The sequence below is a fragment of the Streptomyces sp. NPDC050504 genome (genome assembly GCF_044458065.1).
Classification (GTDB): domain Bacteria; phylum Actinomycetota; class Actinomycetes; order Streptomycetales; family Streptomycetaceae; genus Streptomyces.
This window is the reverse complement of sequence record NZ_JBITHO010000005.1, coordinates 146,323-160,294: the sequence shown is the minus strand read 5'-3', so window position 1 is coordinate 160,294 and position 13,972 is coordinate 146,323. Positions and strand designations below refer to the sequence as shown.

Here is a 13,972-nt window from a genome sequence, read left to right as displayed (position 1 = left end):
CCGGGATCCTTCCCGGGGATTTTCCGTTCGGGGGCCGGTCGCTCCTTCGCGGCCGGCCCCCGCTCTCGTCAGTGGGGTGTGCGGCTCAGAGGTCAGCCGCAGCCTCCCGCGTGTCCGTCCTCGAAGCCTCGTATGTCCAGCGAGACGCCCATATCGTTCTCCTTGGCCGAGAACTCGTTGAGGATTTCCAGGTACTTGGCCAACAGCTCGATGTAGGGGTTTCCGCCGTCCAGCAGCTGCAGTTCCATCTCCTGTTCCAGTGAGTGCTGCTGCTCGATGCTCGTCAGGACGTCCAGCGGGTTCTGGGACATGCTTCCTCCTCTGTGGATCCGGGCCCCATTCAGGTCCCGCACCAACAGATTCGGCCGAGTGCATGTATTAATTACCGCGTCGCTCTGTAGCCCCGTACAGAGCCCGAAAGGGGTCCGTACAGAAGCGCTATAGGGGAATGCATGAAAAAAGCGGGGCGCGTCGCCCCGCCGTCCACCGGCATGAAGCTGTCAGCGCACCCCGCACGCCGGGCGAACCGGCCTAGGGTGTTCGGCGACCTACCGAGGGAGCCCTCCATGCCCGTACTGGCCGCCGTAGGGGCGGACGACCTGCCGCTCGCCGTCCTGATCGTGGTCGTCGCCGTGGTCGCCGTCAGCAGCCTCGCCATGGGGGTCTCCACAGCCTCGCGCAGACTCCTCGGCATCACGGTCGGCCCGCTGCGCGCGCTGTGCGCGGGACTCGTGGGCGTCGGCACGCTCTCCGGATTCGAGGCGGTGGTCACCGACGAGGCCAGCCGCGGCGCGCTCTCCACGCTCCAGATCGCGCTCTCGCTCTTCGCCGCGATGGTGACGCTGGTGCTCGCCGAGGTCTTCGTCCCGTACGGGGCCTGGGCCAGGCCCTGGCAGATGCTCCGCGGCCTGGGGGACCGGCTCCGCAGGGCGCGCAGGTACTCGCAGATCAGCCGCATCATGATGCGCAACGGCCTGAGCAGGCTGCTGCGCGGCCGCTCCCACATCGACCGGGCCTTCCAGCCGGGGGAGTTCGGGGAGCAGGCCGCCAGGTCGCTGCGGCTGGCCCTGGAGGAGTGCGGCGGCGCCCTCATCAAGCTCGGCCAGGTGCTCTCCACCCGGCGCGACCTGCTGCCGCCGCACTTCATCGACGAGCTGAGCCGGTTGCAGAGCAGCGTGCCGCCCGCGCCCTGGCCCGAGGTGGAGGCGGTGCTCCACAAGGAGCTGGGCCGCCCGGTCTCCGAGGTCTTCGAGTGGATCGAGCACGTGCCGCTGGCCGCCGCCTCCATAGCCCAGGCGCACCGCGCCCGGCTGCGCGGCGGCCCCACGGTCGTCGTCAAGGTGCAGCGCCCCGGCATCCGCGAGTCCGTCGAGCGCGACCTCGACATCGTGCTCGCCATCACCCGGAGCCTCCAGGCCCGCGCCAGGTCCGTGCAGGCACTGGGGATCAAGGAGTTGGGCGACGGCTTCGCCGAGTCCGTGCGCGAGGAGCTGGACTTCCGGATCGAGGCGCGCAACTCACAGGCGGTGGCCGACAGTTCGGGCGGCCACGGCACGAAGGACCGGGTGCGCATCCCCCGGGTGTACTTCGGCTACACCTCGGCGCGGGTGCTGGTGCAGGAGTGGCTGGAGGGCGTCACGCTGGACCGCGCGGGCCCGCTCGCCGACCAGCGCGGCCTGGACCGCAAGGAGCTGGCGCGCACCGCGTTCGCCGCGGTGCTACAGCAGGTCCTGCGCGCGGGCGTCTTCCACGCGGACCCGCACCCGGGCAACATGCTCCTGCTGGATGACGGGCGGATCGGGCTCATCGACTTCGGCTCGGTCGGCCGGATCGACCCCGCGGTGCGCCAGGCCATCCAGGAACTGCTGGTGGCCGTCGACCGGGGCGACCCGGCGGGGCTGCACGACGCGCTGCTGGACCTGCTCGGCACGCGCGCCACCACGCACGAGGACCTGATGCCCGACCCGCTGCTGCTGGAGCGGGAGCTGGGCCGCTTCATGGCCCGCCACCTGGGGGCCGGGGCGCAGCCCGACACCGAGACGTTCACCGCGCTCTTCCGGATGCTCGCCCGGTTCGGCCTCGCCGTGCCGCCGGAGGTCGCCGCGGTCTTCCGGGCGCTCGCCACCATCGAGGGCACGCTGGCCCAGCTCGCCCCGGGCTTCAACCTGCTCGACGAGGCGCGCGCGGTCGCCGTCACGGTGCTCTCCGACCGGCTCAAGTTCCGCGGGCGGGGCGGCCGCAAGGGCGGCAGGGCGGCGGACGGCGGGGCGGACGGCGGAGTGGGAGGAACGGACGGCGCGGGCGGCGGCGGGCCCGAGCTGTCGGACGTCGCCGCGCTGGCCAACGCGGCGGCCCAGGAGGCCCTTTCCCTGCTGCCGATGGTCCGCAGGCTGCCGCGCAGGGTCGAGCGGATCAGCTCCGCGCTGGAGGAGGGGCGGCTCGGGGTCCGGGTGCGCTTCCTCGCGGACGAGCGCGAGCGCAAGTTCCTCTCCGGCCTGCTGCACCAGCTCACCGTCACGCTGCTGTCCGCCGTCACGGGCCTGATGGGCGTGATGCTGGTGGTGTTCGGCAGCGGCAAGGGGCCGAAGGTCGGCGGCTCGCTGGAGCTGTATCCGGTCGCCGGCTACCACGTGCTGCTGGTCAGCGCGATCCTGATGCTCAGGGCGCTCTACACGGCGATGCGCCGCGACCCCTGAGCGGGCCGCGGCGCACCGCCGCGCTGGTCAGAGCCGTACCGGCAGGGCCTCCAGCGGCCGGACGACGACGTTCTGCGCGTACCGCAGCTCGGCCGGCTCCACCGCCAGGCGCACGTCGGGGAAGCGCTCGAAGAGCCTGCGCGCACCGATCTCGGTGATCACCTTGGCGAGGTGCGCGCCCGAGCAGTAGTGGATGCCGAAGCCGAAGCTCAGGTGCGCGGGCTTGTGCCGGTCGAGGTCGAGCACGTCGGGGTGGTCGGGGAACTGGGAGGTGTCGCGGTTGGTGGACATCACGCTGATCACCACCACCTCGCCCGCCGGGATGGTCACCCCGCCGAGCTCGACCGGCTCGGTGGTGACGCGCTGGAGGGCGTTGCTGATCGGGCTGACGTACCGGATCAGCTCGTCCATCGACTTGCCCCAGCGACCCGGCTCGCCGAGCAGCTGCTCGCGCTCGTCCGGGTGGGTGAGGAGGGCCGCGATCACCCCGCCGACCAGGCTGGCCGTGGTGTCGTTGCCGCCGGTCATCAGCGCGAAGCCGGTGGACAGGATCTCGGTGCTGGTCAGCCGGCGCTCGGGGTCGGCGTGGATCAGCGCGGAGAGCAGGTCGTCGCCCGGCTCGCGCTCCTTCTCGGCGATGAGGGCCGACATGTAGGCGGAGAGCTCCTGGATGTTGCGGTCCAGGACGCCGGAGCCGTCGGTGGGGGAGTAGGTGCGCAGCGCCGTCGACCAGCGCAGGAAGTCCGGCCAGGCGTCGGCGGGCACGCCCATCAGCTCGGCGATGGTGATGACCGGCAGCGGGTCGGCGTACCCGGCGATCAGGTCCGGCACCGGCTGACCCGCGAGCCGGTCGAGGAGGTCGTCGGCGATCTCCTCGACGCGCGGGCGCAGCGCCTCGGCACGGCGCGGGGTGAACGCGAAGCTGATGGCGCGGCGCAGCGGGGTGTGCCGCGGCGGCTCCAGGTTGGCGAGGTGGTTGGCCTCCTCGGGCGGCGGCGTCATGGTCTGCCCGGTGCGCTCCGACATCAGCCGGTAGTGGACGTGGATGTCGCGGCTCAGCCGGGGGTCGGCGAGTGCGGCCTTGGCGTCCTCGTACCTGGTCACCACGAAGGCGCGGCCGCCGCCGGGCATGGACAGCTCGCTCACCGGGCTCTCGTTGCGGACGTGTTCCAGGACCGGGTAGGGGTTCTGGGTGAAGTCGTTCGTGAGCATCCAGTACTTGGAGAGTGTCCGGGTGCCTGCCATGCCGTCCTCCGTGCCGTCAGCGGCGGTTACGCCCTTTTGCAGTGGACGCTAGGGGCGCTCTGCCGTTCGGCGCAGGCCTGGACTCAAGAATTCGATATGAGCTCGGGAAGCGGACGACAACGGGCATAAATTCTATGCCGTTTGGCAGAGGTGGCCGCGTGCGGGCCGCGTCTAGTCTCCAATGCATCCGCCGGACACCGTGCACAGTGCTCCGGTCATCGACCCCCGTAGACAGAAAACTCTGTGAGGAGTGTGAGTCGTGTGACCGCGACCATTTCGACTTCGATCAAGCAGCGGACCGCCGCCAGGGCCGTGGGAGTCACGAAGCTGTACGGCGAGGGCGAGGCACAGGTCGCGGCGCTGCGCGGCGTCGACGTGGACCTCACCGCCGGTGAGTTCACGGCGATCATGGGCCCCTCGGGTTCCGGCAAGTCCACCCTGATGCACTGCCTGGCGGGCCTGGACACCATCACCGACGGCGAGGTGTTCATCGGTGACGCGAAGGTCAGCGGCATGTCGGAGAAGCAGCTCACGGAGCTGCGGCGCAACCAGATCGGCTTCATCTTCCAGCAGTTCAACCTGCTGCCGACGCTGACGGCCGAGGAGAACATCCTGCTGCCGCTGGCCATCGCGGGCCGCAAGCCGTCCCAGGACTGGTTCGACCGGGTCGTCGACACCGTCGGCCTCGGCCAGCGCCTCGGGCACCGCCCGACGGAGCTGTCCGGCGGCCAGCAGCAGCGCGTGGCCTGCGCCCGCGCCCTGGTCTCGCAGCCCGAGGTGATCTTCGCCGACGAGCCGACCGGAAACCTCGACTCCACGTCCGGCACCGAGGTGCTCAAGTTCCTCCAGCACTCCGTCCGCACGCTGGGCCAGACGATCGTCATGGTCACCCACGACCCGAGCGCGGCCTCCTACGCCGACCGGGTCATCTTCCTCGCCGACGGCCGGATCGTCGACGAGCTGCGCGAGCCGACGGCCGACGCCGTCCTCGACACGATGCGCAAGATCGACGTCAGCGGGCGGGTGGCCTGATGTTCAAGGCAACGCTCAAGAGCCTGCTCTCGCGCAAGCTGCGGCTCGTCCTGTCGGGCCTCGCCGTGGTCCTCGCGGTGATGTTCGTCTCCGGCTCGATGGTCATCAGGGACACCCTGGGCCGCTCCATCGACAACCAGTTCGCCGGCGCCTACGACGACATGGACCTGCACGCCTCGCTGAAGCCCAAGGTGGCGGCGGAGACCGGCGAGACCGCGCTGGCGCAGCCGGTCGAGGCGGCCGCGGTCGCCAAGGCCGCCGGGGTCGCCGGGGTCACCAGGGCGGCCGGGTTCGTCAAGGTCGAGGGCGCCCGCGCGCTCGGCAAGGACGGCAAGGTGGTCTCGGGGACCGGCGGTCCCCGGTACGGCGAGAGCTGGCGGGGCGAGAGCAAGCTGCTCGCGCTGCGCTCGGGCCACGGCCCGCGCAACGACGGCGAGGTCGCCATCAACGCCGCGCTCGCCGACAAGGGCGACTTCAAGGTCGGCGACCGGATCGGCGTGCTGACCGGCAAGCCCAAGCAGACCTTCACCGTCGCGGGCGTCTTCGGCTACTCGGGAGACCGCGACTCCATCGGCGGCGAGCAGACCGTCGCCTTCACCGTGCCGGTCGCCCAGCAGCTGATGATGGGCAAGGCGGGCGCCTTCTCCGGCGTCGGCATCACCACCGGGGGCGACGCGTCGGCCGTCAAGAGCGCGCTGGCCAAGGAGCTCGGCCCGGCCTTCGAGGTGGTCACCGGCAAGGAGCTGGCCAAGAAGGCGTCCGACAAGTCGCGCGGCATCCTCGACATGATGAACCAGCTGCTGCTCGGCTTCGCCGGGGTCGCGGTCCTGGTCGGCATCTTCCTGATCGTCAACACCTTCTCCATCATCGTCGCCCAGCGGCTGAAGGAACTGGCGCTGCTGCGGGCCCTGGGCGCCAGCCGCCGCCAGATGATCAACTCCGTGCTCCTGGAGTCGTTCGTGGTCGGCCTGGTCTCCTCGGCCCTCGGCCTGGCCGCGGGCATCGGGGTCGGCGCGCTCGGCGCGAGCGCCCTGGCGGGCCAGACCGACGGCCTGAAGGTCGCCTCCCTCGGCGTCCCGGCCAGCGCCGTGATCACCGCCTTCTCGGTGGGCATCCTGGTCACCATGGCCGCCGCGCTCTTCCCGGCGCTGCGCGCCTCCAAGGTCGCCCCGATCGCGGTCATCCGCGCGTCGGCCACCCCGGACGGCAAGGGCACCAAGCAGACCTGGACCGGCGGCATCCTCACCGGACTCGGGGCGGTGCTGCTCGCCGTCGGCCTCAGCTCCGGCGGCTTCGGCTCCATCCTGAGCGGCGTGGTGCTCGCCTTCATCGGCGTCGCCCTGCTCACCCCGCTGTTCAGCCGCCGCGTGGTCTGGCTGCTCGGCGCGCTGTTCTCCCGCTCGCTGCCCGGTCAGCTCGGCCGGCGCAACTCGGCCCGCAACCCGCGCCGTACGGCCGTCACCGCGTCCGCGATGATGATCGGCGTCGCCCTGGTCACCGCCATCTCCACGGTCGCGGTCTCCTCCGAGAAGAGCGTCAACAACGACATCTCGCACAACCTCAAGGCCGATCTGATGGCGATCGGCGAGGGCGGCTCGGCGGCCACGGCCACCATCGACCCGGCCGCGCTCACCAGGATCGAGAAGCTCCCCGAGGTCAAGACCGTCGCCTCCGCGATGTTCGACACCGCCAAGGTGGGCTCGGCGAGCCAGGGCGTCGCCTCCTGGCAGGACTGGCCGAAGGCCCGTCAGATCATGGGCCTGGAGGCCGACAAGGGCTCGATCGACGCGCTGGGCGCGGGCCAGGTCGTCATGAACGCGGGCACGGCCGACGACCGCGGTCTGAAGGTCGGTGACACGGTCACCCTCCAGCTCCAGCGCGGCGAGCCGCACACCTACCGGGTGGCGGGCGTCTTCAAGAACTCGAACCTGGCGAACAGCCTGATCGTGCCCTGGCAGGACGCGACGACCGGCTTCCGTAACCAGCTTCCCGGCCAGGCGTTCTTCGAGCTGAAGGACGGCGCGGGGACCGCCGCGGCGCAGACCGCGATCGAGGGTCTCCTCAAGGACAGCCCCGAGGTCACGGTCAAGACCAAGGCGCAGGTGACGGAGATGTTCAGCGGCGGCTTCGCGATGATGCTGACCATCGTCCAGGCCCTGCTCGGGGTGGCCATGCTGATCGCGGTGCTCGGCATCGTGAACACCCTGGCCCTGTCGATCCTGGAGCGGACCAAGGAGCTGGGCTCGCTGCGGGCCATCGGCCTCAGCAGGGGCCAGACGGTACGCATGATCATGACGGAGTCGGTGGTCATCTCGCTCTTCGGCGCACTGCTCGGCATCGTGGTCGGCGGCGTGCTCGGCCTCGCGGTCACCCACGCGATGAAGGACCAGGGCGTCACCCAGCTGGCGCTGCCCTGGGGCCAGATGGCGGCCTACCTGATCGGCGCCGCTGTCGTGGGCGTCATCGCCTCCCTCGCCCCCGCCAGGCGCGGTGCGCGGCTGAACGTCCTGAAGGCCATCAGCCACGCGTGAGCGGGCCGCGGCCCGCACGCCGAAGCGCCCCCCAGGGTCTCCCCGGGGGGCGCTTCGGCGTGCGGAGCGCGTGCCGTTTTCGCACGGAGCGGAGGGCCGCGTTGCAGCTTCCTGCCTCATCCATTGTCCGGCTACTTCAAGTGGGCTGATATGGAGTGGAGTTCACAGCCATTCAGTGCGCGGCGCCGGATGGGGGTGATCCACCACAGATACAGGGGGCCATATGCACGAGCGTGAGTTCCGCGCCTTTGTCTCCGTGGCTGAAATTGGTCGCATGGACCAGGCGGCGAAGGCTCTGGGATATTCACAGCCCGCCATCAGCTACCAGATCAAGTGCCTTGAACAGATGCTGGGGACGCGGTTGTTCACCCGCGATTCGACAGGGGCGAGGCTCACCAGGGAAGGGCGCATGATCCTGCCGTCCGCTCGGGCCGTGCTCGCGCTGATCGACAGCATGAAGGGCGTCTGCGAGGTGTGATCGGGTCCGCCGGCCCCGGGCGTCCGGGAGCTGGCGGACCCGTCCGCGGCCCCGGCGCCCTACTGGGCCAGGCCGTTGTCCCACACCCAGGCGGCGATGCCGACCCGGTTGCGCACCGCGAGCTTGCGCTGCACGTTGGCGATGTGGGTCTTGGCCGTACCGGCCGAGATGAACAGCTCGTCGCCGATCTCCCCGTTGGTGAGCCCCTTGGCCACCAGCCGGGCGATCTCCGTCTCGCGCTCGGTCAGCGCGTCCACCGGCCGGCCCGTCTGCTGTTTGGCCGGATTCTGCAACTGCTTCAGCAGCCGCACCGTCACCGACGGGCTGATCAGGGTGTCGCCCGCCATCGCGGCGCGCACCGCCTCCACGAGCAGCGTGGGGCCCGAGCGCTTCAGCAGGAATCCGCAGGCCCCGTTGTGCAGCGCCGCGTGCACGTACTCGTCGAGGTCGAAGGTCGTCACGACGACCACCCGCAGCGGATCGGCGACGTCGGGACCGGCGAGCCTGCGCGTCACCTCCAGGCCGTCCAGCCGGGGCATCCTGATGTCGGAGAGAACGACGTCCGGTCTCAGTTTTCCGGCCAGTTCGACGGCCTGTAGTCCGTCGACGGCTTCGCCGACGACCTCCATGTCCGGCTGGGAGTCCAGGATGAGCCGGAAACCCACCCGGACCGATTCCTGGTCGTCTGCGAGAAGTATGCGGATGGTCACGGACAGCACCGTATCCGCAGCGGGCGCGCGGCAGCCACCGGACCGTATTCAAAGATTCTCTGCGGGCTTCGCCGTGCAATCCGCCGCTGGGAGCATCTGGTCAGTTGGAGACACCAGGCTCCAAGGAGCGCCGCGCGGCGTGCACCCCCCTCCTCTTCCCCCCTTCCCCCCTTTATTTTTTTCGGATTGGTGAGTGGGCATGGCTCACAGCAGAAGGCTCAGAGCGCCGGTCGCGACCGCGGCTTCCCTCGCGGTCTCGTTCACACTCCTCGGTGCCGGGGGCCCGGCCGCGTCGCAGGACACCGGGAAGCCGGACGCGTCCCGGGTGGCGCTGTTGCCGGCCGCGGCGGGCGACGCGGTGCGGGCCGCCTGGCCCGACGGCGACTTCGACCGGACCCCGGCGGCGACCGCGGGGCACGCGGCCGCGCTCCGGGGCACCGCGCTCGGCGGACCCGCCGACGGCGCCGTCCTGACCGGCGTCCGGCCCGTGCTGTCGGTGGCGCGCCAGCAGGGCGCCCGCGCCTACGAGTTCGTGCTCGGCACCGGCGAGAGCCCGCGCACCGGGCAGGTCACCTCGTCCGGCTGGGTGCGGACGCCGCACTGGCGGGTGCCCGCCGGGCTGCTCAGGAGCGGCGCGCAGTACCGCTGGACGGTACGGGTGAAGACCCTGTCGGGAACGGTCGGCGCGGACGCCCCCGCCCGCTCCTTCTCGGTGAACCAGCGCCTGGGTGCACAGGCCCCCGGCGGGCCCGTGCCCACCGACGCGCTCGGCCCCGTCACGGTGAACCTGGCCAACGGCAACGTCACCGCCTCGGTCAGCACCCCGACCGTCCAGCGCGGCACGGGCCCGCTCGGCGCGACGTTCAGCTACGACTCGCAGGCCGCGGCCTCCGCCGCAGGACTGACCGGCGCGTACTACGCGGGCGACTCGGCGACCGGCATCGGTGCCGGGGAGAAGCCCGCCGCCCGGCGCACCGACGCCCGGGTGGACTTCCGCTGGGGCGCCCAGGCCCCGTACCCGGACGCGGCGCCCGAAGCGGCCTTCAGGGCCCGCTGGACCGGCAAGCTGACGGTGCCGGGCACCGGGCGCTACCGGCTGGGCGGCACCTACGACGGCGGCATGCGGATCCTGCTCGACGGCAAGCCGGTCCTCGACGACTGGCAGCGCCCCGCGGCCACCGGCGAGCGCGCGGCGTACGGCACCGAGGTCACCCTCAGGGCCGGGCACGCGTACGACATCCGGATCGACTACCGCCGCCGCGCCGACGGCGGGCAGGCCGGGCTGTGGGTGAGCGGGGACGGGCGCAGCGCCCCGGTGCCCGCCTCCTGGCTCCGGCCCTCCGGCGCCGTACTGCCGCCCGGCTGGACCGTGACGCCCGACGCCACGGCGCCGGAGGCGGCGAGCGCGGCGAACAGGGCGAGCGGCCCGACGGCGCCCGGTGCGCCGACCGCGGCCGGTTCTGCCGGTGCCGCCGAGGCGACCGGTGCCGCAGGTGCGACCGGTGTCGCCGGTGCGTCGCCCGCCGCCGCCTTCGCCGCCCGGAGCGCCGACGCGGCCAAGGCCGCGCAGGGCGCCCGACAGGCCCGGCAGGGCAACAGGGACAACAAGAAGAACAAGGGCGCCGCGGGCGTCGCCGGTGCGACCGAGGTCGCCGCCCTGGTCGCCGCCGCCGAGGACGAAGGGCTGAGGTTCTTCTACGGCGGCAGCGCGGAGTGCGCCGACGACACCGCCCCCGCGGGCTACGTGTGCGCGGTGCGGGTCCCCGGCGCGGGCACCACGAGGCTCGTCTACCGGGCGGGCAAGCTGGTCAGGTTCGTCAACCCCGGCCGCGAGACCACGGACTTCGGGTTCAGCGCCGACCACCGGCTGACCGCCGTCAGGCCGCCGCTCGTCATGGACTGGATCGCGGTCGCCCCGGCCGCGCGGGACACCGAGGCAGCCCAGTACAAGATCGCCTACGGCTCCGGGGCGACCCCGGTCGCGCGCCGGGTGAGCGCCCCCGATCCCGAGGGCGTCCAGCGGCTCGTCGAGCGGCGCCCCGAGCGCACCTACGCCTTCGCCCCCGGCTCGGCGGAGATCCGCGTCGCGGGCGTGACCACGGCCCAGGGCTGGACCCGCAAGGTCGGGCTCGACGCCGCGGGCCGGACCGTCTCCGACACGGACGGCACCCGGCGCACCACCCGGTACACCTGGACGGCCGCCGACCAGCCCGCGTCGACGACGGACCCCGCGGGGCGCACGTCGACCACCGTCCACAACGAGGGCGGCATGCCCGTCGGCACCTACGGCCCCGGCCCTGCCCGCTGCTTCGGCACCGACCTGCGCCCGCTGAGCCCGGCACCCGAGGGCTGCGGCCGGATCCCCGCGCAGACCACCGAGTACGCGCCGGACGGCGTGACGACCGTGCGCGCCGACTCCGACGGAGTGCCGGCGCAGACCAACCAGACGCTGCTCAACGAACTCGGGCTGCCCGCGGCCCAGGTGGCCGACCCCAAGGGCCTGGCGCTCAGGACCGGCGTCGAGTTCAACGAGGCGTTCATGCCCGCCGCGAAGATCAACCCGAGCGGCACCCGGCAGACCTTCGACTACTACGGGCCGACCGAGTCCGTCGACAACCCCTGCACCCCCCAGAAGGACCCGCTGCCGCAGTTCGGACTGCCGTCGGCGATCACCCTCCCGGCGTCCGCCGACGGCACGGCCCGCGCCGAGAAGTTCGTCTCCAACGAGCGGGGCCTGCCCGCCGCGGTGAACTTCGGCGGCGCCGACTGGACCTGCGTCACCTACGACGAGCGCGGCCAGATCAGCACCATGTCCATGCCGGGCAACGCCAACCTGCCCGCGTGGAAGGTGAGTTACGACACCTCGTTCGGCGGTGACCCGCTGGTCACCAAGGCCGTCCAGCACGACCACTCGCTGCTGATGACCGTCGACCTGCTCGGCCGCACGGTCGGCTACACCGACGGCCACGGCACCGTCACCGAGCTGGTCCTGGACCGCGCGGGCCGCCAGGTCCAGGAGCGGGTGACCCCGCCGTCCGGCGCGGACGCCGCGCAGGTCAAGGAGACCCGCTACGACGCCGCGGGCCGCACGCTCTCCGTGGACCTCGGCGGGAAGCGGCTGGCCGAGACGGGCTACGACGCGGGCGGCGCGCTGGAGCGGGTCCGCTACGGCAACGGCACCCAGCTCTCCGTGGGCCGGGACGAGGCGGGCCGGGTCGTCGCCAAGAACTGGACGCTCGCCGACGGCGGCAAGCTGCCCGCCACGGTGCGCCGTTCCCAGTCGGGGACCGTCGTGGACGAGTCGGTGGCGGGCAAGGAGGGCCGCGCCGACGGCCCCGACTTCGAGTACGACGCCGCGGGCAGGCTCGTCCGGGCCTGGATCGCCGGGCACGAGTACAGCCGCGACTTCACCGCGCAGGCCCCGGCCGACTGCCCGAGCGGCAGCCGCGCCAACGCGGGCCTCAACGGCAACGTCGTCCGCGCCACGGACCGCACCGCCACGTCCACGGTGACCACCGGCTACTGCTACGACGACGCCGACCGCCTCCTGGCGACCACCGGTGCGCACCCGCTGACCGGCCCGTCCTACGGCCTCAACGGGCACCTCACCGGCTACCGCTCGGGCACCACCGCGGTCACCCAGCGCCAGGACGCGGCCGAGCGCTACCTCGGCGGCTCCGTGGACGGCCCCGACGCCGCCGACGTCACGTACACCAAGGACATCGCCGACCACCTGACCGCCCGCGACGCCACCACCCCCAAGGGGACCTCGCGCCTGCTGTACAGCCACACCTCGGCCTCCGACGTCTACCCGGACCTGGTCCTCGGGTCCGACGAGCGGGTGCTGGCCCGGGTGGTCCCGCTGCCCGGCGGCGTGGTCCTCAGCCTCAAGGGGCAGACCGGCACGGGGCGCACCACCTGGAGCCACCCCACGGTCCGCGGCGACGTCTTCCTCCTCACCGGCGAGACCGGCCGCCAGCTGGGCGACCGCTACCAGTACGGCCTGTACGGCGAGGCGCTGCGCGCGGACGGCACCCCCGACCCCGACCACGTGCCGGACAACCTGCCCGGCGACTACGACTACGGCTGGCTCGGCCGCTACCAGTCGGGCACCGAGCACGCGGGCGCCCAGTACAGCGTGGTGCTCGACACCCGCGTACTGAACCCGTCCTTCGGCCGCTTCTCCGCCCCCGTCTCGGGCGGTCCCTTCCTCAACCCCTACGAGTACGCGGCCGGCGACCCGGTCAACCACACGAGCATCGACGGCTACAGCCTTGACGTGGAGAAGGAATGATGACGACCACCCTTTCGCTCCGTACCGAGTTCACCGACGCCCGGACCGACGTGCTGGAGCACAACGGATCCCGGCTCGTCCGGGTCACCCCCGCCGCCGGCGGTGACCACCGGGCCTGGTTCACGGCCAACGCGGCGGCGCTGCGCTCGGCGATGTACGAGCACGCGGCCGTCATGGTCAAGGGCAGCGGCCTCGCCGAGCAGGCGGAACTCGCCGTCCTCGCCGAGGAGATCGGCGGCGCGACCCTGGAGTACAACGAGCGCTCCACGCCGCGCAGCCGCGTCACCGGCAAGGTGTACACCTCCACGGAGTACCCGGCCGACCAGAGCATCCCGCAGCACAACGAGAGCGCCTACTCCGAGAACTGGCCGCACAACCTGTTCTTCTTCTGCGCGCTCGCCGCGCAGACCGGCGGCGAGACCCCGGTCGCCGACAGCGAGGCCGTGCTGAACCGCCTCCCGGCCGACCTGGTGCGCCGCTTCGAGGAGAAGGGCGGCGTCACCTACACCCGCACCTACCGCACGGGCATGGGCCTGTCCTGGCAGGAGGGGTTCCAGAGCGACGACAAGGACTACGTGGAGCGCTACTGCGCCGACCACAACATCGAGACGGCCTGGGACGGCGACGTGCTGCGCACCCGCCAGCGCCGCCAGGCCGTGACCGTGCACCCGGTCACCGGCAAGAAGGTCTGGTTCAACCAGGCGCACCTCTTCCACGTGCACGCGCTGCCCGAGGCGGTCCGCGAGGGCCTGCTGGAGATCTGCGGCGAGGACGGCCTGCCGCGCAACGCCTACTACGGCGACGGCACCGCCATCACCGCCGACGAGATCGCCACGATCCTCGGCGTGTACGACGAGACCACGCTCGCCGAGCCGTGGGCGACCGGCGACCTGCTGATGATCGACAACCTGCTGACCTCGCACGGCCGCAGGCCCTTCACGGGCGACCGCAAGGTGCTGGTCGCCATGACGCAGAGGGCCGCCTGA

9 protein-coding genes are annotated in these 13,972 nt (G+C 72.1%); 6 read left to right on the top strand and 3 right to left on the bottom strand.

Annotated features, from left to right (window positions below; translation table 11 throughout):
- Nucleotides 1-92 precede the first annotated feature (92 nt).
- Entirely contained in the window at nucleotides 93-311 is a 219-nt protein-coding gene (locus ACIBNE_RS19600; protein WP_399273152.1) for a DUF6269 family protein, read from the bottom strand.
- Between the two features lie 255 nt (nucleotides 312-566).
- Here ACIBNE_RS19600 and ACIBNE_RS19595 point away from each other — a divergent pair, with 255 nt between their 5' ends.
- Complete coding sequence (locus tag ACIBNE_RS19595; RefSeq protein WP_399273151.1) at nucleotides 567-2,696, top strand: ABC1 kinase family protein; 2,130 nt, start codon at nucleotides 567-569, stop codon at nucleotides 2,694-2,696.
- A gap of 27 nt (nucleotides 2,697-2,723) precedes the next feature.
- On the opposite strand, the gene ACIBNE_RS19590 is transcribed toward ACIBNE_RS19595, so the two are convergent.
- On the bottom strand, nucleotides 2,724-3,941 hold the full coding sequence (locus ACIBNE_RS19590; protein ID WP_399273149.1) for a cytochrome P450: 1,218 nt from the start codon (nucleotides 3,939-3,941) through the stop codon (nucleotides 2,724-2,726).
- Between the two features lie 261 nt (nucleotides 3,942-4,202).
- Between ACIBNE_RS19590 and ACIBNE_RS19585 the strand changes: the two genes are divergently transcribed.
- From ACIBNE_RS19585 to ACIBNE_RS19575, 3 genes are all read left to right on the top strand, one after another.
- Nucleotides 4,203-4,973, top strand: coding sequence for an ABC transporter ATP-binding protein (locus tag ACIBNE_RS19585; protein ID WP_399273148.1), 771 nt, complete (start codon nucleotides 4,203-4,205; stop codon nucleotides 4,971-4,973).
- Nucleotides 4,973-7,504: an ABC transporter permease gene (locus ACIBNE_RS19580; protein WP_399273146.1), complete on the top strand. Its 2,532-nt coding sequence runs from the start codon at nucleotides 4,973-4,975 to the stop codon at nucleotides 7,502-7,504. Before ACIBNE_RS19585 ends, ACIBNE_RS19580 begins: the two co-directional genes overlap by 1 nt.
- Before the next feature lie 223 nt (nucleotides 7,505-7,727).
- A complete protein-coding gene (locus ACIBNE_RS19575; RefSeq protein ID WP_399273143.1) occupies nucleotides 7,728-7,982 on the top strand; it encodes a LysR family transcriptional regulator in 255 nt (84 codons plus the stop codon).
- Between the two features lie 59 nt (nucleotides 7,983-8,041).
- Here the strand turns inward: ACIBNE_RS19575 and ACIBNE_RS19570 are convergent, their stop codons facing one another.
- Complete coding sequence (locus tag ACIBNE_RS19570; protein WP_399273141.1) at nucleotides 8,042-8,692, bottom strand: response regulator; 651 nt, start codon at nucleotides 8,690-8,692, stop codon at nucleotides 8,042-8,044.
- Nucleotides 8,693-8,891: 199 nt separating this feature from the next.
- Between ACIBNE_RS19570 and ACIBNE_RS19565 the strand changes: the two genes are divergently transcribed.
- Both ACIBNE_RS19565 and ACIBNE_RS19560 read left to right on the top strand, forming a co-directional pair.
- The gene (locus tag ACIBNE_RS19565; RefSeq protein WP_399273139.1) at nucleotides 8,892-12,986 is read left to right on the top strand and encodes a PA14 domain-containing protein; all 4,095 of its coding nucleotides are present in this window, start codon (nucleotides 8,892-8,894) and stop codon (nucleotides 12,984-12,986) included.
- On the top strand, nucleotides 12,986-13,972 hold the full coding sequence (locus ACIBNE_RS19560) for a TauD/TfdA family dioxygenase (RefSeq protein ID WP_399273137.1): 987 nt from the start codon (nucleotides 12,986-12,988) through the stop codon (nucleotides 13,970-13,972). Before ACIBNE_RS19565 ends, ACIBNE_RS19560 begins: the two co-directional genes overlap by 1 nt.